This is a genomic window from Mesorhizobium sp. M4B.F.Ca.ET.017.02.2.1 (genome assembly GCF_003998955.1).
In the GTDB taxonomy this organism is placed as follows: Bacteria; Pseudomonadota; Alphaproteobacteria; order Rhizobiales; family Rhizobiaceae; genus Mesorhizobium; species Mesorhizobium abyssinicae.
On sequence record NZ_RZOF01000074.1, the window covers coordinates 1 to 20,749 of the forward strand.

The 20,749-nt window shown below is 65.4% G+C and carries 20 protein-coding genes and 1 pseudogene; 12 read left to right on the top strand and 9 right to left on the bottom strand.

The features are described from left to right. Positions 1 to 190 precede the first annotated feature (190 nt). From EN738_RS11960 to EN738_RS11970, 3 genes are all read left to right on the top strand, one after another. The gene (locus EN738_RS11960; protein WP_245494481.1) at positions 191 to 667 is read left to right on the top strand and encodes an anti-sigma factor; all 477 of its coding nucleotides are present in this window, start codon (positions 191 to 193) and stop codon (positions 665 to 667) included. A gap of 96 nt (positions 668 to 763) precedes the next feature. Next, positions 764 to 1,261 (top strand): 5-(carboxyamino)imidazole ribonucleotide mutase, encoded by a 498-nt coding sequence (gene purE / locus EN738_RS11965; protein ID WP_127283850.1) that lies wholly within the window; start codon positions 764 to 766, stop codon positions 1,259 to 1,261. Beyond that, positions 1,258 to 2,334, top strand: coding sequence for a 5-(carboxyamino)imidazole ribonucleotide synthase (locus EN738_RS11970; RefSeq protein ID WP_127283851.1), 1,077 nt, complete (start codon positions 1,258 to 1,260; stop codon positions 2,332 to 2,334). Before purE ends, EN738_RS11970 begins: the two co-directional genes overlap by 4 nt. A gap of 8 nt (positions 2,335 to 2,342) precedes the next feature. On the opposite strand, the gene EN738_RS11975 is transcribed toward EN738_RS11970, so the two are convergent. Then, positions 2,343 to 2,765 carry a lysozyme inhibitor LprI family protein gene (locus tag EN738_RS11975; protein WP_127283852.1) on the bottom strand — a complete coding sequence of 141 codons (423 nt, stop codon included), beginning with the start codon at positions 2,763 to 2,765 and terminating at the stop codon, positions 2,343 to 2,345. Positions 2,766 to 3,009: 244 nt separating this feature from the next. On the opposite strand from EN738_RS11975, the gene ykgO reads away from it, so the two are divergent. From ykgO to EN738_RS11995, 4 genes are all read left to right on the top strand, one after another. Continuing rightward, entirely contained in the window at positions 3,010 to 3,135 is a 126-nt protein-coding gene (gene ykgO, locus EN738_RS11980; RefSeq protein ID WP_006203764.1) for a type B 50S ribosomal protein L36, read from the top strand. Positions 3,136 to 3,302: 167 nt separating this feature from the next. Next, positions 3,303 to 3,899, top strand: coding sequence for a hypothetical protein (locus tag EN738_RS11985; RefSeq protein ID WP_127283853.1), 597 nt, complete (start codon positions 3,303 to 3,305; stop codon positions 3,897 to 3,899). A gap of 119 nt (positions 3,900 to 4,018) precedes the next feature. Continuing rightward, positions 4,019 to 5,080, top strand: coding sequence for an alpha/beta hydrolase (locus EN738_RS11990; protein WP_127283854.1), 1,062 nt, complete (start codon positions 4,019 to 4,021; stop codon positions 5,078 to 5,080). Beyond that, on the top strand, positions 5,080 to 5,544 hold the full coding sequence (locus tag EN738_RS11995; RefSeq protein WP_127283855.1) for a hypothetical protein: 465 nt from the start codon (positions 5,080 to 5,082) through the stop codon (positions 5,542 to 5,544). The genes EN738_RS11990 and EN738_RS11995 overlap by 1 nt, the downstream gene beginning before the upstream one ends. Positions 5,545 to 5,553: 9 nt before the next feature. On the opposite strand, the gene pyk is transcribed toward EN738_RS11995, so the two are convergent. Then, positions 5,554 to 6,993: a pyruvate kinase gene (gene pyk / locus EN738_RS12000; RefSeq protein WP_127283856.1), complete on the bottom strand. Its 1,440-nt coding sequence runs from the start codon at positions 6,991 to 6,993 to the stop codon at positions 5,554 to 5,556. Then, the gene (locus EN738_RS12005; protein ID WP_187331441.1) at positions 6,990 to 7,460 is read right to left on the bottom strand and encodes a DUF1036 domain-containing protein; all 471 of its coding nucleotides are present in this window, start codon (positions 7,458 to 7,460) and stop codon (positions 6,990 to 6,992) included. Before EN738_RS12005 ends, pyk begins: the two co-directional genes overlap by 4 nt. Positions 7,461 to 7,729: 269 nt before the next feature. Here EN738_RS12005 and EN738_RS12010 point away from each other — a divergent pair, with 269 nt between their 5' ends. From EN738_RS12010 to EN738_RS12025, 4 genes and pseudogenes are all read left to right on the top strand, one after another. Next, the gene (locus EN738_RS12010; protein ID WP_127283858.1) at positions 7,730 to 8,530 is read left to right on the top strand and encodes an N-formylglutamate amidohydrolase; all 801 of its coding nucleotides are present in this window, start codon (positions 7,730 to 7,732) and stop codon (positions 8,528 to 8,530) included. A 30-nt stretch (positions 8,531 to 8,560) separates the two neighbouring features. Beyond that, positions 8,561 to 8,869: a DUF1244 domain-containing protein gene (locus EN738_RS12015; RefSeq protein ID WP_127283859.1), complete on the top strand. Its 309-nt coding sequence runs from the start codon at positions 8,561 to 8,563 to the stop codon at positions 8,867 to 8,869. A gap of 82 nt (positions 8,870 to 8,951) precedes the next feature. Beyond that, positions 8,952 to 9,866, top strand: a complete 915-nt coding sequence (locus EN738_RS12020) for an alpha/beta hydrolase (protein WP_348629085.1) — start codon at positions 8,952 to 8,954, stop codon at positions 9,864 to 9,866. 218 nt (positions 9,867 to 10,084) lie between these two features. Next, positions 10,085 to 11,259: pseudogene (locus EN738_RS12025) on the top strand (MFS transporter). A 78-nt stretch (positions 11,260 to 11,337) separates the two neighbouring features. Here the strand turns inward: EN738_RS12025 and EN738_RS12030 are convergent. Continuing rightward, positions 11,338 to 12,231: a LysR family transcriptional regulator gene (locus EN738_RS12030; protein ID WP_127283860.1), complete on the bottom strand. Its 894-nt coding sequence runs from the start codon at positions 12,229 to 12,231 to the stop codon at positions 11,338 to 11,340. A gap of 94 nt (positions 12,232 to 12,325) precedes the next feature. On the opposite strand from EN738_RS12030, the gene EN738_RS12035 reads away from it, so the two are divergent. Beyond that, positions 12,326 to 13,285, top strand: a complete 960-nt coding sequence (locus tag EN738_RS12035; protein WP_127283861.1) for an SDR family oxidoreductase — start codon at positions 12,326 to 12,328, stop codon at positions 13,283 to 13,285. 50 nt (positions 13,286 to 13,335) lie between these two features. Here EN738_RS12035 and EN738_RS12040 read toward each other — a convergent pair whose 3' ends face one another. The 5 genes from EN738_RS12040 to EN738_RS12060 all read right to left on the bottom strand — a co-directional run. Next, the gene (locus EN738_RS12040; protein WP_127283862.1) at positions 13,336 to 13,494 is read right to left on the bottom strand and encodes a DUF3309 family protein; all 159 of its coding nucleotides are present in this window, start codon (positions 13,492 to 13,494) and stop codon (positions 13,336 to 13,338) included. Positions 13,495 to 13,591: 97 nt separating this feature from the next. Beyond that, the gene (locus tag EN738_RS12045) at positions 13,592 to 16,762 is read right to left on the bottom strand and encodes an efflux RND transporter permease subunit (protein ID WP_127283863.1); all 3,171 of its coding nucleotides are present in this window, start codon (positions 16,760 to 16,762) and stop codon (positions 13,592 to 13,594) included. Between the two features lie 72 nt (positions 16,763 to 16,834). Further along, on the bottom strand, positions 16,835 to 18,010 hold the full coding sequence (locus tag EN738_RS12050) for an efflux RND transporter periplasmic adaptor subunit (RefSeq protein WP_127283864.1): 1,176 nt from the start codon (positions 18,008 to 18,010) through the stop codon (positions 16,835 to 16,837). A gap of 161 nt (positions 18,011 to 18,171) precedes the next feature. Further along, complete coding sequence (locus tag EN738_RS12055; RefSeq protein WP_127283865.1) at positions 18,172 to 18,780, bottom strand: hypothetical protein; 609 nt, start codon at positions 18,778 to 18,780, stop codon at positions 18,172 to 18,174. Then, positions 18,777 to 20,749 (bottom strand): xanthine dehydrogenase family protein molybdopterin-binding subunit (locus EN738_RS12060; protein WP_145966845.1); only part of this gene is annotated, 1,973 nt, incomplete at its 5' end. The genes EN738_RS12055 and EN738_RS12060, both read right to left, overlap by 4 nt.

Consider the following 20,749-nt stretch of genomic DNA (forward strand, 5'->3'; position numbering starts at 1 on the left):
CATCGAACAGCAGGCGGCCGCCGAGGCGGCGGAGCCGCAGCGGGGTGCGTCGCCGGCGCTACCAAGATTGATTGCGGGCACTGGTAGAGGCCAGAGGCGAGAAACCGGGACGCGTCCCTCCCGGACGCGGCCACCGTCAAGGACACGCCTTTTTGGCTCGTTCGATTGGCGGGCGCTGGCGGCGTCGATCGTGATCAGCGCGGTGCTGGCCAGCGGCGCAACGCAATGGCTGATGTTCAACGGCGCGTCCGACAGCTTTGCCGCGGCGGTCGCCAGCGGCCATCGCCGCAGCCTGCTCGCCGCCAGCCCGATCGACATCGTTTCGTCCGACCGCCACACCGTGAAGCCGTGGCTCGACGCCCGCATCGGCGTGTCGCCCCCGGCGCCCGACCTCGCGCAGGACGGCTATGCGCTGATCGGCGGCCGGGTCGAAGTGATCGCCGACCGGCCCGTGCCGGCATTGGTCTATCGCCATCGTGAACACCTGATCACGCTGGTCGCCGAACCGCAGCAGGGTGGCAGTGCCAGCCAGCCCGAGGACCTATCGTCCGGCGGCTTCTCGCTGGTCCACTGGAGCGACGGGGCCTTCTCCTACTGGGCGATCTCGGACATGGAGCGGCCCGAACTCGACGACTTCGTCGCCCGCTTCCGCAAGGCGGCCGTGTAAGCCGATTTATGGCCGCCGGCCTGGCGATGCCGGCGCGTCCTTGCCGTTGCCGGCGAATTCCGCTAAGGCGCGCCTTTGCCGCCGGGAGCGAAAACTTTGACCGATCAGCGTGCCGACGTCGCCATCATCATGGGCAGCCAGTCCGACTGGGCGACGATGCGCCACGCCGCCGAGACGCTGGAGGCGCTGGGCATCCCGCACAAGCGGCTGATCGTCTCCGCCCACCGCACGCCCGACCGGCTCTATGATTTCGCCAAGGGCGCCAAGGCGGCCGGCTACAAGGTGATCATCGCCGGCGCCGGCGGCGCTGCGCACCTGCCCGGCATGACGGCGGCGATGACGCCGCTTCCCGTCTTCGGCGTGCCGGTGGAATCGAAGGCGCTGTCCGGCCAGGATTCGCTGCTCTCCATCGTCCAGATGCCGGCCGGCATTCCGGTCGGCACGCTCGCCATCGGCAAGGCCGGTGCCGCCAATGCCGCTCTTCTCGCCGCCGCCGTGCTGGCGCTGAACGACGACCGGCTGGCCGCCCGGCTCGACGCGTGGCGCGCCGCCCAGACCGCCAAGGTTGCCGCCGAACCGGCGGACGCGCCATGAGCCTGCCTGCGGGATCGACCATCGGCATTATCGGCGGCGGCCAGCTCGGCCGCATGCTGGCGATGGCCGCGGCCCGTCTCGGCTATCGCACCGTGGTGCTTGAACCGCAGGCCGATTGCCCGGCGGCCCAGGTCGCCAACCGCCAGATAACAGCCGCCTATGACGATGCAGAGGCCCTCGCCGAACTCGCCGCGGCCAGCGCCGTCGTCACCTACGAATTCGAGAACGTGCCGGTGGCCGCCGCCAGCACGCTGGCCGCCAAGGTGCCGGTCTACCCGCCGGCGCGCGCCCTCGAAGTGGCGCAGGACCGGCTGGCCGAGAAGAAGTTTCTCAACGGCGTCGGCATTTCGACCGCCGATTTCCGCGCGATCGACAACGATGCCGAACTGACGGCCGCGCTGAAGGAATTCGGCGGCAGCGGCATCCTGAAGACCCGGCGCCTGGGCTATGACGGCAAGGGCCAGCGCGTCTTCCGCAACATGGACACCGGCGGCTTTTCCGGCACCTGCGAGGCGATGGGCAATGTGCCGCTGATCCTCGAATCCTTCGTCGCCTTCGAGCGCGAGATATCGGTGATCGCCGCGCGCGGCCTTGACGGCAGCATCGCCGCCTACGATCCGGCCGAGAATGTCCATCGCGACGGCATCCTGCACACTTCGACCCTGCCGGCCGGGATCAGCCATGAAACGGCGGCCGCCGCGCAGGCGGCAGTGGCAAAGGTACTGGCGGCGCTGGATTATGTCGGCGTCATCGGCGTCGAGTTCTTCGTGCTCGCCGACGGCTCGCTGCTCGCCAACGAGATGGCGCCGCGCGTCCACAATTCCGGCCACTGGACGGAGGCCGCCGCGACGGTCTCGCAGTTCGAGCAGCATATCCGCGCCGTTGCCGGCATGCCGCTGGGCACGCCCGGCCGCCACTCGGACTGCGTCATGGAAAACCTGATCGGCGACGATGTCAGCCGCGTTCCGGCCTTGCTCGCCGAGCCCGACCTGATGTTGCATCTCTACGGCAAGGCCGAGGCGCGCGCCGGCCGCAAGATGGGCCATTTCACCCGGATCAGCAGTCGAAGCTGAGCGCCGGCTTACTGCATGTCCTGGTCTTCGTCCTCGTCCGGGCTGGCGCAGGTCGCGTCGCCTTCCTGGCAGTTGCGGCCGGACGTGAGCTGTTTGACGCGCTCATTGGTCAGCTCCGTCAGGCATTGCGAGACCTCCATCGGGTAGATGGAGCCGCCCTCGCTGTCCGCAGCGGAATAGGCGCATTCCGCGTCGCGGAACGTGATCCAGGCGCGCTGCGCCGCCTGCAGCAATTTGTTGGACTTCTCGTCGCCATCGCCGACAAGACCCTTGTAGGTTGCATTGAGCTTGGCGTCCGCCGCCTGGTAGTCGGCATTTGCGCAGATATTCATCATCTGCTGGCTGTCGTCGTTGCGGTCGCATTCCTGCGCCCGCGCGACCGGGGCCGCCGCCAGCACGGCAAGACAGGTGGACAGAACCATCAGGCGCATGTGCGTCTCCAAATCATCTTGCGAGGCGACGGCACCATTCCAGCCCGACCCCGGCTGCGCAATGCCACGCAGCGGAGATGGCGAACATTTGATTGCCCGCGATTTCAGCCGGCGATAAAGCACGCTTGCGGTTGACACGGGCAAGGCTCCTCGTTTATGAGCCACGCAAGTTCAAAGGCGCGCTTTTTCGGGCGCGCCTTTAAAATTCGGCCCGGCAGCGGGCCCCGACCGAACAGGCAAGACCATGAAGATCAAGAATTCGCTCAAGGCGCTGAAGGCGCGTCACCGCGACAACCAGCTGGTTCGTCGCAAGGGTCGCATCTACATCATCAACAAGACCGCCCCGCGTTACAAGGCGCGCCAGGGCTGAGCTTTGCGCGCGGCTTAGTGCATGTCGCCCAAAGGTGCCAAGCGGTTTTGGGACAACGACATGCACATAGAGACCACGCCGCGCGTCTATGATGGTATTGCCGGCTTGCCGGCTCCTTCACGCTAAAATCACTTTGCCGATCCGCCGTCGGGGATTAGATTCCGGCGATGCGGATTCGTTTTGCATTCCTCGCGACCCTTTGCCTGTCCGGCGCTGTCCTGCCGGCCGCTTTGGCGCCCGCTTGGGCGAATGATCCGGTCGCGCCGCCTGTGGCTGCGACCAAGCAAGCCCGCCTCGACCAGCTGTTCACCGACCTGAAGCGCGAGCGCAATGAAAAGGCCGCCGAGCGCATTGCCCAGCGCATCTGGAGCGAATGGTCGCAATCCGGCAGCGCCTCGATCGACCTGATGATGCAATGGTCGCAAAAGGCGATGGAAGACCAGAAATACGACGTCGCGCTCGATTTCCTCGACCAGGTGGTGACCTTGCAGCCGACCTATGCCGAAGGCTGGAACCGGCGCGCCACGCTGCATTTCATGATGAAGAACTACGGCAAGTCGATGTCCGACATCGACCACACGCTGCATCTCGAGCCGCGCCATTTCGGCGCCCTGTCCGGCCTGGCGCAGATCATGGCCGAAACCGGCCACAAGCAGTCGGCGCTGGAGGCCTGGCAGAAGGTGCTCGCCATCTACCCGATGATGCGCAGCGCCCAGGACCAGGTCGGCACGCTGTCGGAAGAGCTTGCCGGCGAAGGCATTTAAGGGAATAGGCATTAGGCGCTAGGCAGTAGTGAGAAACATCCCCTACTGCCTACTGCCTACTGCCTACTGCCTAAGCCCCTCCTCCAGAACTATTTCCGCTCCGTTCCGTATTCTCCATCATGAACCTCATCTACGCTGCGTTTGCCTTCTTCCTCGCGCTCGTCCTTGCCTTTGTCGGCGTCACCCGCGCCGGTGCCTGGCTGATCGAGCGCCGCAACCTGCCGGTCGGCGACTTCGCCGACATCGGCGGCGCGCGCATCCATTATGTCCATGTTCCGGCGCCGGCCAATGCGGAGCTGCCGCCGATCGTCTTCATCCACGGCGCCAGCGCCAATCTCAAGGATCAGATGCTGCCGCTGCGGCCGCTGCTCGAAGGCCGGGCCGAGATGCTGTTTCTAGACCGGCCCGGCTTCGGCTGGTCGGAGCGCGGCGACAACGAGACCTTGCCGGCGCAGGCCGACACCATCGCCGCGCTGATGGATCAGCTTGGGATGAGGAAGGCGATCGTCGTCGGCCACTCCTTCGGCGGCGCGGTCGCCACCGCCTTTGCCCGCAAGCATCCGGACAAGACGCTGGGCCTCGTCTTCCTGTCGCCCGCCAGCCATCCCTGGCCGGGCGGGGCGACGGCCTGGTACTACAATCTGACGGCCATTCCGCTGATCGGCCCGCTGTTTTCCGAGACGCTAGCCTATCCGGCCGGAGCGCTGCGCATCGATGCCGCCACGGCCTGCGTCTTTTCTCCCAACAAGGCGCCGGACGGCTACGTCGCCGCCGCCTCGATCCCCCTTGTGCTGCGGCCAGGCGCCTTTCGCGCCAACGCCGCCGATGTGGCTGGGCTCTACAGCTACGCGCTCGACGCTTCGCCGCACTACCATGACATCAAGGCGCCGACCGTCATCATTTCCGGTGACCGCGACAAGGTGGTCTACGCCACCATCCATTCGACCGGCCTTGCCCGCGATATCCCCGGCGCCGAGCTGGTCTGGGTACACAATCTCGGCCACAAACCCGACTGGATCGCGCCGGATCTCGTCGTCGGCGCCATCGAGAAGACCGCCGGCAAGAGCATCGACCTGCAGGCGATGGCGAGGAGCGTCGAGGCGCGGCTTGCCGACGATGCCTACAACCAGGGGCAATGCCCTGACATCACGGTGCCCGGCGCCGAGCTGGCGCCGACCTGATGTATGTCCTGAAGCACGGCATCAAGAAAAACCCCGAAAAATTCTGGGCACTGCCGGACCGCATTTTCTTTGGCTACGGCGCCTGCCACATCCTTGCGGGCACTTTCCTCGGTCATCCTCCCAAGGGCGGATTTTACGGCGAGCGGATCATTCCGGGCGAAGGCTTTTCGGGAAACCACATCTATGTGACGAACGGCGTGATCGCCTTCGACTACCATGGCTATTCCCGGCGCGAGCGGCTTCTGGTGCACCACAAAAGAGGATGGGCCTCGCACAGCGCCGGTTGGTACTGCGCGCTCGAAAAGGTCGACTTCGATCTGCTCGACACCGCCGAACTCAACCGGCGCAAGATGCGAGGGCCGGATCAGTATCTGCATGATCCCATCCCTCGCGCTCGCCATTTCCTGCGGCGTGTCGATCACGCCGAAGGTGCGGCAAGAGCGCTCGGAACTGCGGCGGGCTAAACCGAGAAGTCAGGTGCGGCTGGCCTGCGTCTCCGACCCGACATAGGCGATGCGCAGCATGTTGGTCGAGCCCGGCGTCCTCAGCGGCACGCCCGCGGTGATGATGACGCGGTCGCCCGGCTTGCCGAAGCCCTCGTCGATCGCGATGCGGCAGGCGCGGTCGACCATGTCGTCGAGGTCGACGGCATCGGGCGACACCACGCAATGCGTGCCCCACAAAAGCGACAGCCGCCGCGCCGTGTTGAGGATCGGCGACAGCGCCACGATCGGCACTTGCGGTCGCTCGCGCGCGGCGCGCAGGCCGGTCGTGCCGGAGGCGGTATAGGTGACGATCGCCGACAGTTTCAGCGTTTCGGCGATTTCGCGAGCGGCGAGCGATATCGCATCGGCGCCCGTCGCTTCCGGTTCCGAGCGCTGCGCGTTGATGATGCCGGCATAGGTCGGGTCGGTTTCGACCTTGGTGGCGATGCGGTTCATCATCGCCACGGCCTCGACCGGATAGGCGCCGGCCGCGGATTCGGCCGAAAGCATGATGGCGTCGGCGCCCTCGAACACGGCGATCGACACGTCAGACACCTCGGCGCGGGTCGGCACCGGCGCGGTGATCATCGATTCCAGCATCTGCGTTGCGATCACCACCGGCTTGCCGGCGCGGCGCGCCGCACGCGTGATCTGCTTCTGGATGCCGGGCACCGCCTCGAGTGGCATCTCGACGCCGAGGTCGCCGCGCGCGACCATCAGCGCGTCCGACAGTTCGATGATCTCCGCCAGGCGGGTAACCGCCTGCGGCTTCTCGATCTTGGCCATGATCAGCGCCCGGCCGCGCGCGATCTTGCGCGCTTCGGCGAGATCTTCCGGCCGTTGCACGAAGGACAGCGCCACCCAGTCGACGCTCGCCGCCAGCACCGCGTCGAGATCGGCGCGGTCCTTCTCGGTCAGCGCGCCGACCGGCAGGTCGGTGTCGGGCAGGCTGACGCCCTTCTTGTCGGAAATCGTGGTGCCAGCGACGACGGTGCAGGTGATCGACTTGCCGTCGCTCTTCACCGCCCTGAGCTCCAGCTTGCCGTCGTCGATCAAAAGACGATGGCCGGCCTCGACCGAACTCAGGATTTCCGGATGCGGCAGATAGACCCTGCTCGACGTGCCCGGCTCCGGATTGTTGTCGAGCGTGAAGGTCTGGCCGACGCTGAGCGTCTCCTTGCCATTGGCGAACTTGCCGACCCTGAGCTTCGGCCCTTGCAGGTCGGCGAGAATGCCGATCGGACGGCCGACCGTTTCCTCGACCGCGCGGATGCGCCCGACCAGCGTGCGCATCAAATCGTGGTCGGTATGGCTCATATTGATGCGGAAGACATCGGCGCCGGCTTCGAAAAGCTTTTTCAGCATCTCCTCCGAAGAGGAAGCCGGACCGATGGTGGCGAGGATCTTGACCTTACGGTTACGTCTCATTGACTGTTTGTTCCCGGGGCGGGGGCCGCTGGTGCGCCTCCCGTTGCGGGCTCGTCGGTCAGCTGGACCATCCAGCTTGCCTGCTCGCCCGTGTCATATTCCTGAAATCCGGCGCGTTGGAAGCCCCGGGCGACGCAATCGGTTACGCCGGCGATCTTGAACTCTTTTTCGGCCACGCACATGTTGATCGGGCCGTCCCAGCGCCCGCCGCGCTCGGCGTCTTCTGCATAAAGATAGTAAAACCTTGATGACAGCGGACCCTCGATCAGCGTCTTGCAGCTCGACCCTTCGATGTGCCACCAGCCCTCGGTGATCCAGCCGGCCTTGGCGCGGTAGCCGATGCCGACGCCGACCAGGTTCTGGGTGGCGTTGCAGACGCGGAAATCGGCCCGGGCGGGGGACGCCGCGACCATGGCCGTGAGCCCGGTGGCGACGGTCAGGATCGGCAAGGCGAAGGCGCGGCGCATGCGCGGCCTGCCGGCGGAACCCATCCTGAAACCCCTCAAGAACGACATCTGCATCTCTCGACGCCCCTTTTCGGCAAACTCCGGGCGCATGTCAACGCGCCGTTTTGTTCAATTCCAATCGATTTAGAAAGGCCCCAGGCGCGATTTGCCGCCATGCGTTGGATTCTTCGCAGAAACCGTGGCCAAACAACGGCATTGCGCCAGCGTCCTCTTCGTGGAATGACGTTACCACCCTGCCGGGAAGCCAGCGACCAGACCATTTCCAGCCGATGACCCGATCCACAGTTTTCGCGCCTTTCGATATCGTCGAAGGCGACCGCAAGCGAGGCATCGTTCTGCTTGGCGATCATGCCCGCCGCGCGCTGCCGGAAGAGTATGGCAGCCTCGGCCTGCCGGCGAGCGAGTTCGACCGCCACATCGCCTACGACATCGGCGTCGAGACGGTAACACGCGAACTGGCGGCGACGCTCGGCGTGCCGGCGGTGCTGGCCAATTTCTCGCGGCTTTTGATCGATCCCAATCGCGGCGAAGACGACCCGACGCTGATCCGCCAGCTCTATGACGGCACCATCGTGCCGGGCAATTATCCGATGGCTCCAGAAGAGCGCGAGCGACGGCTCGACCGCTTCTACCGGCCCTATCACGACGCCGTCGGCGCCATGATCGCCTCGGTGGCCGAGGCGTCAGCCAAGGCGCCCTTCATCTTCTCGGTGCACTCCTTTACGCCTGTCATGCAAGGCATCCGGCGACCCTGGCATGTCGGCATATTGTGGGACCTGGATGATCGCGTGGCGCGGCCGCTGATCGACATGCTGGCCGAGGACAGGAACCTCGTCGTCGGCGACAACGAGCCCTACGACGGCGCGTTGCGCGGCGACACCATGTTTCGCCACGCCATCGTCAACGGCTTTGCCCACGCGCTGCTCGAGATCCGCCAGGATCTGATCGCCGGGCGCGAGGGCGCCCTCGCCTGGGCCGAGCGGCTGGCGCCGATCGTTGACGCGATCGATGGCCGTCCCGATATACATCGGGTGAAGATGTTCGGCTCGCGCACCGGGCCGGTATCATAGGGCCTGAGGAGGGCCCAAGGAGTGCATGACATGACCGAACTCAGCGACGAGCAGAAGCGCGATTTTGAGGCCGCCGCCTTCCGCCGGCTTCTCGATCACCTGCGCCAGCGCGGCGACGTGCAGAACATCGACCTGATGAACCTTGCCGGCTTCTGCCGCAACTGCCTTTCCAACTGGTATCGCGACGCGGCCGAGGCCGAGGGGGTCGCGCTCTCCAAGGACGAGTCGCGCGAGATCGTTTACGGCATGCCCTATGCCGAATGGCAGGCGCTCCACCAGACCGACGCGTCGGAGGCCAAAAAGGCCGAGTTCGAGGCAAGGCGGCCGAAGGATCACTAGCGAATCTGGTGCGGTTCAAGGCGACGACGTTCGTTCGGCTGACCCGCTATGAACTTTAGCGGCTCGTTGCCGTTCTAAAGTCATGATGAAAGATACGACAGAGATTCCCGGCTTCACAAGCCGCGTGGTTGAAGGCGAGCGCGGCGCAATTTTCCTTTACGAAGGTGGCGACGGGTTTCCCGTACTTCTCCTGCACGGCTTTCCAGAGACGAACCTGATGTGGCGCGAGATCGCCCCATTGTTGGCGGGCGAATATAAGGTGATTGCGGCCGACCTGCCCGGATACGGGCGAAGCAATTGTCCAGACGAGCGCTTGAGAGACGCTATGTCGAAGCGCGAGATCGCCACGACGCTGGTGGAAGCCATGCGATCCGCCGGCCATGATCGCTTCGCCATAGTCGGCCACGACCGAGGAGGCAGAGTTGCCTATCGGGCCGCGCTTGACCATGCCACATGCGTATCTCACGTCGCGGTGTTGGACGTTGTGCCAACTTTCGACGTATGGGATCGCGCTGACGCGCGCCTTGCCTTGGCTTTCTGGCCGTTTTCGCTGCTCGCGCAACCATCTCCTCTTCCAGAGCGCCTGATTTTCTCCGCGCCCGACGCAGTCGTGGACAATGCGCTTGGTGAGTGGGGAACACCGCGAGACGTTTTTCCCGACTGGGTTCGAGAGACCTATGTTGCCGCCCTGAGCGATCCTGGCCATATCCATGCAATCTGCGAGGAATATCGCGCAGCCGCGAGTATCGACCGCGAGAACGACGCGGCAGATCTCGGTGCTGGCCGGCGCATCAATTGCCCTCTGCTCGCCCTTTGGAGCGAAAGCGGCGCCCTGGCGAGCTGGTACGACGATGCTGGGGGTCCCTTGGCTCTCTGGCGCCGGTGGGCGGTCGATGTACAGGGAAGGGCGATGACGGGAGGACACTTCTTCCCGGAGGAGCATCCAGCGATCACGGCTGGTGTGATAACCGATTTTCTCAAGAGTCGAATATCTTGATAACTGTCCTTGGCTGACTTGGCGGTCAGCCTGCAATGACATGCGCCGGCATGCGGATGGCCTGCCCACGAGTTTGTCGTTGACGCTGTGAACCAACCCGATGTCGCCGCTTTGGCCCAAGCACTTCTGCCTGCTCAGCGCTTGACTATGAATTGAATCGATCTAATTTTCTGCCCAGATCCACCGGCGTACTTCACATCATGAGCGTGCAAATCACGATGCAAGCCGCGACGCGCGGACGCTGGGCCGTGGCCGGCATCTTCCTCGCCAACGGCTTTCTGACCGGGAGCTGGGCACCGCAGATCCCGGTGTTCCTGACCCGGCTGGACATCTCGAAATTCACGCTCGGCCTGCTGATCCTCCTGTTCGGCGCCGGCGCGGTGGCGGCGATGACCTGGTGCGGCCATCTGATCTCCAGGCATGGCTCCCGCGCCGTGCTGCGCTGGTTCGGCCTGTGCGGCAGCTTCGGCCTGCTGGCCGTTGCGCTCGCCCCCAATGTGCCGCTGGCGGCCATCGCCATGTTCATCTTCGGCGGCTCGATCGGCGGCATGGACGTCGCCATGAACGCCAATGCGGTGGCGGTGGAAAGAAGGCTCTCCCGCGCCATCATGTCGTCCTCGCACGGCTTCTGGAGCCTTGGCGGTTTCGCCGGCGGCGCGTTGGGCGGCTTCGCCATCCAGAACTACGGCCATTTCGCCCATGCGACGGTGGTGACGGTGCTCGCCTTCGCGGTGATCGCGCTCGCTGTCGGCTATCTCATTGTTGAGGACAAGCCCGAGGCCGCCGAGCATCGGAAATTCTCACTGCCGGCGAATCCGCTGGTCTATCTGGTCGGGCTGATGGCTTTGCTGACGATGGTCTCCGAGGCGCGGTGCTCGACTGGGCGGCGCTCTACCTGCAGCAGGAGCTCGGCGCCGACCTTGCCATCGCCGGCCTTGCTTACGCGGCCTTTTCGGGCGTCATGGCATTGATGCGCTTCCTCGGTGACGGCGTGCGCAACCGCTTCGGCGCGGTGGCGACGCTGCGCGGCTCGGCCCTTGCCGCCGCTGCCGGCATGCTGGTGGCCGGGTTGTCGCCATCGCCCTGGCTTGCGATCGCCGCCTTTGCCTTTTGCGGCTTCGGCATCGCCAACATGGTGCCGATCATCTTTTCGGCCGGCGGCAACCAGGAGGGCATGTCTTCCGGCACCGGCATGAGCGTCGTCACCACCATGGGCTATTCCGGCATACTGGTGGCGCCGTCGGCGATCGGCTTCGTTGCCGAGCATTCGAGTTTCGGCCCGATCTTCGTCGCCCTGTCGGGGCTGTTGATCGTCGTCCTGCTGATGGCCGGGCTTGCTCACCGCGCCGAGTTCGCTCCCGAGCCGGATGGATTTCAGGTCGGATCGACCTGAAATCCATCCGGCTCTGAGATTAGAGAAATAGAGCATGACGCCGTCCGAAAACCGCTTCACACTTTTCGGCATCATGCGCTAGCCGGCGCCGGCCGAGTAGCGCTTCAGCTCCTCGTAGAGGAAGTCGGCGACGCGGCGGATGCGCACGCTGCTGCGCACGTCGCGATGCATGGCCAGCCACACCGGCAGCACCGGCAGTGGAAGCTGTGGCAGCACGATCTCCACCAGCGGATCGCGCTCGGCCAGCGGACGCTGGCCAAGGCCGATGCCATTACCGGCCCGCACCGCCTCCCACAAAACGATCTGATTGTCGGTCCTTAAGCGAAAGCTGCTGCGGCTGACCGGAATGCCGTACCCGGCAAAGCCTCGGATCATCTCGTCGCTGCGATCGAAGCCGATCAGCGCATGGCCGGCAAGGTCGGCGGGCTCCAGCGGGCGGCCGGCCCTGCCGAGATAGGATTTGGCCGCGCAGGCGCAGAGCGGAATGTCGGCGACCTTGCGCGCCACAAGCTCGTTCTGCGCCGGCTTGACCATGCGGATGGCGATATCGGCATCCCGGCGCAACAGGTTCTCGACCCGGTTCGAGGCGACGATCTCGACTTCGATGCCCGTTTCCTCGACACCAAGTCGCGCCGTGATCTCCGGCAGTACATAGGCCGCCACCACCTCGCTGGCGGCGATGCGCACCGTGCCCTCGATCGCTTCGACCGACCCCAGCGCCAGCAGCGAAAAGGCGCTCGCCTGCTCGCTCACCGCGCGACCGCGCTCGAAGAGCACGCTGCCGGCCTCGGTCAGCGCGTAGCCGCTGCGGCCGCGACGGAACAGCGTCACGCCGAGCGCCTGCTCCAGCTCGGCGATGTGGCGGCCAAGTGTCGGCTGGCTCGCCGCAAGCTTTCGCGCGGCGGCCGACAAGCTGCCGGTCTCCGCCACGGCGACGAAACTCTTGATCAGGTTCCAGTCGATCTCTGCCATTCATTTATGAATATCAGAACGTCAACTTCAGTCAATTTCCATTCGTTTGCGAAAGCTTCAGATTGAGGGCCCAACGCAAACACGGAGACGAGAAATGACCAAGATCGCAATCCTCGGCGCCAATGGCCGGCTCGGCCGCGTCGTCGGCAAGGCCTTCATCGACGCCGGCTTCGATGTCCGCGCCGTCACCCGCAGCGGCAAGGTGCCGGCCGAGCTCAAGGGCGCCGCGGCGATAGCCGGCGATGCGCTCGACCGCGGCTCGCTGATCCGCGCAACGCAAGGCGTCGACATCATCTTCAACGGCCTCAACCCGATCTACACCGACTGGGGCAAATGCCTGCCGATGGCCGAGAATGTCATGGCCGCCTGCGGCGCCAACGGCGCGCTGCATCTGTTCCCCGGCACCGTCTACAATTACGGCTCGCCGATGCCTCGCGTGATCACGGAAGACACGCCGTTCCGGCCGACGACCGAGAAGGGCCGCATCCGCGTCGCCATGGAGGATCTGTTGCGCCGCGAGGCCGAGGCCGGCCGCGTGCGCACCATTCTGCTCAGGGCCGGCGACTTCTTCGGCGGCACCGGCAGCGGTTCCTGGTTCGATCTGGTCGTCGCCGCCAAGATGGCGAAGGGCATCTACACGGCGCCCGGTCCGGCCGATCTCGCCCACGAATGGGCCTATCTGCCGGATTTCGCAGCGGCTTTCGTCGGCCTGGCGCGCAATCTCGACAAGCTCGGCTTCTACGAGGCGCTCAACTTCCCCGGCCATGCCGTCACCGACCTCGATATCAAGGCCGCGGCCGAGAATGCGCTCGGGCGCAAGCTGAAGCTCGGCTTAATGCCGTGGTGGGTGCTGCGCGCCGGCAGCCCGTTCGTGGCGATGTGGCGTGAGATCGTCTCGATGTCCTACCTTCGTTTCGAGGAGCACCAGCTGGTCTCGACACGGCTGGAGAAGATCATTGGCGAAATCCCGCACACCCGTCTCGATCAGGCGGTGAAGGAGGCCATGCGGGATATCGGCATTGCTGTCGCTCCCGCCTCGCGCGAGGCCGCCTGACTGCGGCCGACGACGACCGGGCCTCCGAGGAGGCTCGGTCGCATAAGGGATCAGATTCTGCCCATCAACAACAGGATCAAAAGCACCACCAGGATGACGCCGACGATGCCCGAAGGGCCATAGCCCCAGGAGCGCGAATGCGGCCATGCCGGCACGGCGCCGATCAGGATGAGGATGAGAATGATGACGAGAAGTGTGCTGACCGTCATGAGAAAGCCCTCGCCGTGAGGTGAAGTTATGCTGGGACAATGCAAAAGGCCGCCCGGTTGTTCCCCGGGCGGCCTTTATCTTCCTGGTTGAGCTGACTTATTCGGCGGCTTTCTGGAAGGCGACGGCCGGCTCGGCGCCCGCATCGTCGCCTGGGACAGTCGTTGAAACCTTGCCCTTGCCGCGACCGAACAGCCGCCGGAAAAACGCGTTGAAGCGACTGTCCTTGCTGCGCGTGAACACCATCAGCATTGATGGCGTCACCACCAGCGTCAGCAAGGTGGCGAAGGACAGGCCGAAGACGATCGCCGACGACAGCGAGATCCACCACTGCGTCGACGGCGCGTTGATCGTCGTCTCGTGGTGGAAGATCTCGAGGCCGAGGCCGAAGGCGATCGGCAAGACGCCGAGGATCGCCGACACCGCCGTCAGCACCACCGGACGGGCGCGCTCGCGGCAGGTCTGCAGCACCGCGTCCATCTTGTCCCAGCCCTCCTCGCGCAACCGGTCGTAAGTGTCGATCAGCACGATGTTGTTGTTCACCACCACGCCGGCGAGCGCGATGACGCCGATGCCCGACATGACGATGCCGAAGGCTTCGCCCGTCAAAAGCAGTCCGAGGAAGACGCCGACCGTCGCCATGACCACGCAGGACAGCACCAGCCAGACGCTGGTGAACTTGTTGAACTGCATGAGCAGCACCAGGAAGATCAGGAAGATCGCCGCGCCGAAGGCCTTGCTGAGGAAGGCGCCGGCCTCGGCACTGTCCTCGTTGGAGCCGGCGAGCTTCCAGCGGATGCCGCTGCCGAGATCCATCTCGGAAACGGCCTTGGTAACTTCCTGCTGCACCGCCGCGACCTGCGCGCCGGCGCTGACATTGGCTTGCACCACCACCGTGCGCGCGCCGTCGATTCGGTTGAGGATGCCGACCGTCGGCTCGGGCTTGCGCACGACGAAGTTGGAGATCGGCACCGAGCCTTGCGAGGTCTGTACCCTTAGCTCATCCAGCGTCGACAGCGTGCGCCGGTCCTCGGGCAGGCGCAGCCTTATGTCGACGGCGTCGTCCGCCCCGGCGGGCCGGTATTCCGAGAGCTTCAGGCCGTTGGTCACCAGTTGCACCACCGTGCCGACCGAGGTCGGGCTGATGCCGTATTGCGCCGCCTTGGCGCGGTCGACCTCGAGCGCCCAGTCGACGCCGGGCGGCGGCAGGCCGTCCGAAATGTCGATGACGTTGGGGATCTTGGCGATCCGCGCCGCCACCGCGCGCGCCTTGTCGTCGAGCCCCTTGGGATCGGCGGCCGAAAGCCTGATCTGGATCGGCTTGCCGGTCGGCGGGCCGGCCTCCGGCACGCGCACCTCGACATCGACGCCGGGAATGCCGGCCATGACGCCGCGCAGGTCGCTGAGGATCTGGTTGGCCGACTTGCGCTCGCGCCAGTCGACGAACTCGTACTGGATGACGCCGACGACATCCTCAGGAATGTCCTGGCCGCCGCCTTGCGTCTTGCCGGCGCGCGTATAGACCGACTTCACCCCCGGCCAGCCGAGCAGCCGGTTTTCCGCTTCCTTGGTGGCGGCGTCCATCTCGGCCAGCGAAAGGTTGCCGCGCGCATGCACGTAGAGCAGGCCGTAATCCGGCTCGACGCTGGGGAAGAATTCGACGCCGGCACCGTATTTCGAATAGGCGAACCCGACGCCGACCAGCAGGCCGACGGTGAGCAGTATCACGGTGATCGGGAAGCGCACCGCCTGCTTGACCAGCGCCATGTACCAGCCGTCGCGGTTCTCGTCCTCATGATGCTTGGGCGCCTTGGCGAAGATGGCGCCCAGCGTCGGCGCGAACACCAGCGCATAGAGCATCGAAGCCGACAGCGTCACGATCAGCGTGATCGGCATGTATTTCATGAAGTCGCCGATGATGCCCGGCCAGAACAAAAGCGGCGAGAAGGCGGCGATGCGCGTCATCGTCGCGGCGATGACCGGACCGGCCATGCGCCTTGCGGCCAGCGCGAAGGCATCCGCCTTCGGCATGCCTTCGCTCATGCGCCGTTCGGCGAATTCGGTGACGATGATGGCATCATCGACCAGCATCCCGACCGCCAGGATGAGGCTGAACAGCACGATCATGTTGATCGTGTAGCCCATCATGGCGAGCAGCAGGATGCCGATCAGGAAGGACGACGGAATGGCCAGCCCGATGAGCAGCGAGGCGCGGCCAGACAGCGCGTAGAGGATGACGATGAACACCAGGATGACGGCGATCATGACGTGGTTCTGCAGGTCGCCGAGCAGCTGGTTGACGAAGACCGATTTGTCCTGCGTGTAGGTGACGTGCATGCCTTCCGGCATCGTCTTGATGAAGCTGTCGGACACTTCCCTGACATGGTTCAGCGTGTCGATCAGATTGGCACCGATGCGCTTCTTCACCTCGATGGCGATTGCCGGCTTGCCGTCGAGGCGCGTCACCGTCTCGGCGTCCTTGAAGGTGGAGCGGATGGTGGCGATGTCCTTGGCCTGCACCACGGCATTGGGCGTGGCGACGACCGGCAGGTTGGCGACATCCTCCGGCGTCTCGATCAGCGACGGCACCTTGACCGCGTATTTGCCTTCCGAGCCTTCGAGATTGCCGGCGGCGACCAGGCTGTTGGAGGCGCCGACGCCTTGCATCACCTGGTCGAGCTGCAGCCCGTAGGACGACAGTTTCACCGGGTCGATGACGACCTCGACGAGATCGTCACGCGCGCCCTGCAGCGAACCTTCGAGGACGCCGGGCACTTCCTCGATGCGGTCGCGCAATTCGCGCGCCGCCGCCGTCAGCACGCGCTCCGGCACGTCGCCGGACAGCGTCACGACAAGGACCGGAAACTCGGAGACGTTGACTTCGTTGACGGTCGGCTCCTCGGCCGCCTGCGGCAGGTCGGCCTTGGCGTCCTGCACCTTGCTGCGCGTGTCCTGCAGCGCGGTCGCCAGATTGGTCTGCGGCTGGAACTCGACCAGCACGTAGCCGCCGCCCTGGAAGGCGGCCGAACGCATCTCCTTGAGGCCTTTCAGGCTCTTCAGCTTGCTTTCCATCGGACGCAGAAGAAGACGCTCGGAATCCTCCGGCGAGATGCCCTGATAGATCAGGCTGATATACATCATCGGAATCGGAACGTCGGGCTCCGCTTCCTTCGGTGTCGACTGATAGGCGACCCAGCCCGCCACGAGCAGGAACAGCAGCGCGGATATTGTGAGGCGGGCGTTGTGGATGGCGAGTCTGACGATATCCATGACTTATGCCTGCTGTTGTCTTCGAGGAGTAGCGAATTGGCCGACGCCGGGCGCGCCCGACACCGGACTGCGCTACTGCGTGCCGGAGGTGGCTTCGCCGATCAGCTTGTTGATCGTAGCCTGGTCGGCCTCGACCGGCTTGACCGCGTCGCCTTCCTTAACCAGCTCCTGGCCGGCGACGATGATGCGCGCGTCACCCGGAATGCCGCCCAGCACCAGGCCGTTCGGCGTGTCGTCGACGAGATCGATCGGGTAGAACGCCACCTTGTTGTCCTTGCCGACGGCGCGGATGCCGAGGTCGCCCTTGTCGCCGAGCGTCACCACCGAACGCGGCAGCATGACCGCGTCGGTCGGCTGCGCGCTGAGCGTGATTTCGGCTGTCATGCCGGCGGGGATGGCGCCATCGGCATTGGGGATTGCCACTTCGACACGGAAGGTGCGGGTCTGCGATGAGGCGTCGCGGCTGATGTAGCGCACCGTGCCGGTGACTTTCTGGTCGTTCACAAGGCGCACATTGGCCTCGTCGCCGATCTTGATGTAGCGCAGGTCGCGCTCGCTGACCTCGCCGCGCGCTATCACCGGGTCGAGCTTGAGGATGGTCGCCACCTCACCGCCCTGCATCACCGAGCTGCCCAGTTCCACCGGAACGCGGTCGATGACGCCATCGAACGGCGCCTTGACCTCGTTGCGGTCGAGTTCGGCTTGCGCGGTCTCCAGCTGGGATTGCGCGGACGTCAGGTTCGAGCGCGCGGTGTCGAGCTGCAGCGCCGGCAGATTGCCGGTCTTCATCAGCCGCAGGGCCGCTTCCAGCTCTGCCTGGCGCTGCACCAGAAGCTGCTTGGCGTTGTCGACGTTGGAGATCTTCTCCTCGGCCGCCAGCATCAGCACCAGGTCGCCGGTCTTGACGCGCTGGCCCTGCTTGACCGGCAGCTGGTCGATGACGCCGGCGACGCGCGTCGCCAGCACCGCCCGCTTGTCGGCTTCGGTCAGCCCGGAGATGCGGATGGCGCGCGCATAGGTCTTGCGCGGCGGTGTCACCACCGCGACGGTGCGCAGCGGCGCCTTCGCCTCGGCCTCGGCGGCTTTCGGCTTGGCGGCCTCCGGCTGCGTAGCCTTCGAGGCGTCTTCTGCCTTCGGCTTGTCGGCGGCGGCGCTGCCCACGGACGAGAATTCACCCGTTCCCATCCAGGCTGCGAATCCGATAAGCACAACAATGGCTGCAAGCTTGTGAAACCTGATTTTCGGCATCGTCGTCGTTTCCACTGCGGGGTTCGGCCGGGCCGCTTCTTTCGAATGCGGGCGCGTCGCCGATATGGGTGCGCGCAAGGCCCTATTCAATTTGCCGTGATAGGCGAAGCGCCGCTTCTACCTCAAAGTTGCAACGCAAAATAGTCAGAAACTTTGATGGATTATTGCGCTGCCGGACAGGGCGCGCCCGCCGCCATCCAGTTCTCGATCGCTGTGTATGTCTCCTCCGCCGAGCCTGGCGCCGGCTCACGATCCGCTCCCGGGGCCCAGCCCCAGGCAACCAGTTTGTCGTCGCGAACATGCAGCGCGACATCCTGCAGGCTGCGCCCGCCATTGCGGGCGGGGTCCTTGATCTGGGCGCAGATTTCGGCCGAGGACTCTCCGAACCAGACCATCTCGGCCGGCGCCAGATGCCAGTTCTCGGCCCCCGGCGGCCCGTGCAATGCCTTGGAATTGCTGGAGAAATGGCACGTCGTGCAACGCAGACCGGGATTGCCGAAGCCGGAGCCGTCGGCGCCGCGCTGGACATTGAAGCCATGCACGCGCGTGCCGCCATAATGCGCGCCGGACCAGCGCGGCCGATCGTCGGCGACATGGCAGTCGGCGCAGCGTGGATGCGAGAACACCGCATAGACCTTGTCCCATTCGGGCAGGCCCTTGGCCGTGTCGACTGCTGCTGGGGCTGGTTGCCGGGCCTCCTGCGCGGTTGCAAAAGGCGCCGCCAGCAACATGATGGCAGCAGGCGTCAGCATGATGAGAAGCTTCCTCATGCGAAGGTCACCTCTTTCGACAGCGGCAACCTACGGATGCGCTTGCCGGTCAGCGCGAAGATGGCATTGGCGAGCGCCGGAGCGGCCGGCGGCGTGCCGACCTCGCCGACGCCGCCCATCTTGTGGAAATTCTCTAGCACCGCCACCTCGAACACCGGGGTCTGGAAGATGCGCATGGCGTCGAAATCGTGGAAGTTCGACTGCTCGACCATGCCGTCGGCGAAGGTGATTTCCTGGCCCATCGCCGCCGACAGGCCGTAGATGGCGCCGGAGATGAGCTGCGCCTTGATGATGTCCGGGTCGAGCGCGGTGCCGACATCGGCAGCGATCCACACCTTTTCGATGCGGATGCCGGCCGGCGTGTCCGCGACCTGCACGATCTCGCCGACCCAACTGCCGAAGGACAGCGTGAAGGCCATGCCTTTGGCCTTGCCGGCCGGCAGCGCCTCGCCCCATTTCGCCATCCCGGCGACTGCCTCGACCACCTTCAGCGCCGACGGATAAGCGGCCATCAGCTTCTTGCGCAATTCGACCGGATCGGTTTTCCCGGCGGCCGCGATCTCGTCCATGAAGCCTTCATGGAAGAAGCCGTTGATCGAGCTTCCGACCGATCGCCACGAACCGACGGGGATCGAGACGGGCGCGGCGATGCCGCTCACCCGGTAGTTCGGGATCGTGTAGGGCTGGTCGTAGGCGCCATCGACGATGGTCTTGTCCGGTCCCATCGCCGACAGCGAGGGGAACAGCCGCCGCAAGGTGCTGGCGATCATCGATGGCGACGATACCTTCATGTCGACCGCGACCGGCAGGCCATCGTCGCCGAGCCGCGCCTGGAACCTGCCGATTGCCGCGGGGCGGTAGGCGTCGTGGCGCATGTCCTCCTCGCGCGTCCAGGTCACCTTGACCGGACGACCGCCGGCTTCCTTGGCCATCAGCGCCGCGCACAGCGCATAGTCCATCTCGACGCGCCGGCCGAAGCCGCCGCCGAGGAAGGTTGTGTGCACCGTGACCTTGTCCTGCTCGATGCCGACCGCGTTGGCGCAGAGCTGGCGCACCAGCGTCGGCGCCTGGTTGCCGCACCAGATGTCGAGGGCGCCGTCCTTCAGCCGCGCCGTGGCGTTCATCGGCTCCATCGTCGCGTGCGCCAGGTACGGCACCGCATAGTCGGCCTCGACGATCTTTTCGCGTGGCGCGTCGGCGAAGGCGGTGTCGACGTCACCGTCGTTGCGGAGTGCCGACCCCTTGGTGGTGAGCGCCTGTTTCAGCGCCGCGTCGATGGCGGCGCTGTCCAGCGGATATTCGGGGTCGGCCCATTTGGCCTCGATCGCCTCGGCGGCCCTGAATGCCGCCCAGGTGTTTTCGGCGTTGACGCCGAAGCCATGGCCGTAGCTGGTCTCGATCGGCACGATCTTGACCACGCCGGGCATTTTTTCCGCCTTGGACAGGTCGGCGCTCACCGGCTTCGACCAGAAGCGCGGGCTCATCTTCACCGTGCCGTAGAGCATCTCCGGCAGCCGGACATCGATGCCGAAGATCGGCGCGCCGGTGACCTTGGCCAGCATGTCGACGCGCTTCTGCGGCTTGCCGAGCAGCTTCCAGTCGGCCTTGTCCTTGAGCCTGACCTCGGCGGGCGGCGGCATGGTGTTGGCTGAGGCGGCGACTTCGCCATAGGTGACCGATTTTCCCGACGCTTTGTGCAGGACCGTGCCGCTGGCGGTTTCCAGCTCGCCGGCGGAAACGCCGAGCTTCTGCGCCGCCGCCGCGATCAGCATCTGCCTTGCGGCAGCGCCCGCCTGCCGCATCTTGTCGAAGCCGTCGCGCATCGAGGACGAGCCGCCCGTGCCTTGCAAAGCGAGCAGCTTCCCGACGACGCCGAGGCCGGAGCGCACCGCTTCCGCCGTCATGCTCTCGTCGAAGAAGGCGAACGGACCGCCCTCCTGGAGGATCGCCGCGTTGTAATAGGCATAGG

Coding starts and splice junctions, on each gene's coding strand:
- EN738_RS11970 (WP_127283851.1), top strand. CDS start 1,258: ATGAGCCTGCCTGCGGGATCGACCATCGGCATTATCGGCGGCGGCCAG.
- EN738_RS11975 (WP_127283852.1), bottom strand. CDS start 2,765: ATGCGCCTGATGGTTCTGTCCACCTGTCTTGCCGTGCTGGCGGCGGCC.
- ykgO (WP_006203764.1), top strand. CDS start 3,010: ATGAAGATCAAGAATTCGCTCAAGGCGCTGAAGGCGCGTCACCGCGAC.
- EN738_RS11985 (WP_127283853.1), top strand. CDS start 3,303: ATGCGGATTCGTTTTGCATTCCTCGCGACCCTTTGCCTGTCCGGCGCT.
- EN738_RS11990 (WP_127283854.1), top strand. CDS start 4,019: ATGAACCTCATCTACGCTGCGTTTGCCTTCTTCCTCGCGCTCGTCCTT.
- EN738_RS11995 (WP_127283855.1), top strand. CDS start 5,080: ATGTATGTCCTGAAGCACGGCATCAAGAAAAACCCCGAAAAATTCTGG.
- pyk (WP_127283856.1), bottom strand. CDS start 6,993: ATGAGACGTAACCGTAAGGTCAAGATCCTCGCCACCATCGGTCCGGCT.
- EN738_RS12005 (WP_187331441.1), bottom strand. CDS start 7,460: ATGCGCCGCGCCTTCGCCTTGCCGATCCTGACCGTCGCCACCGGGCTC.
- EN738_RS12010 (WP_127283858.1), top strand. CDS start 7,730: ATGACCCGATCCACAGTTTTCGCGCCTTTCGATATCGTCGAAGGCGAC.
- EN738_RS12015 (WP_127283859.1), top strand. CDS start 8,561: ATGACCGAACTCAGCGACGAGCAGAAGCGCGATTTTGAGGCCGCCGCC.
- EN738_RS12020 (WP_348629085.1), top strand. CDS start 8,952: ATGATGAAAGATACGACAGAGATTCCCGGCTTCACAAGCCGCGTGGTT.
- EN738_RS12030 (WP_127283860.1), bottom strand. CDS start 12,231: ATGGCAGAGATCGACTGGAACCTGATCAAGAGTTTCGTCGCCGTGGCG.
- EN738_RS12035 (WP_127283861.1), top strand. CDS start 12,326: ATGACCAAGATCGCAATCCTCGGCGCCAATGGCCGGCTCGGCCGCGTC.
- EN738_RS12040 (WP_127283862.1), bottom strand. CDS start 13,494: ATGACGGTCAGCACACTTCTCGTCATCATTCTCATCCTCATCCTGATC.
- EN738_RS12045 (WP_127283863.1), bottom strand. CDS start 16,762: ATGGATATCGTCAGACTCGCCATCCACAACGCCCGCCTCACAATATCC.
- EN738_RS12050 (WP_127283864.1), bottom strand. CDS start 18,010: ATGCCGAAAATCAGGTTTCACAAGCTTGCAGCCATTGTTGTGCTTATC.
- EN738_RS12055 (WP_127283865.1), bottom strand. CDS start 18,780: ATGAGGAAGCTTCTCATCATGCTGACGCCTGCTGCCATCATGTTGCTG.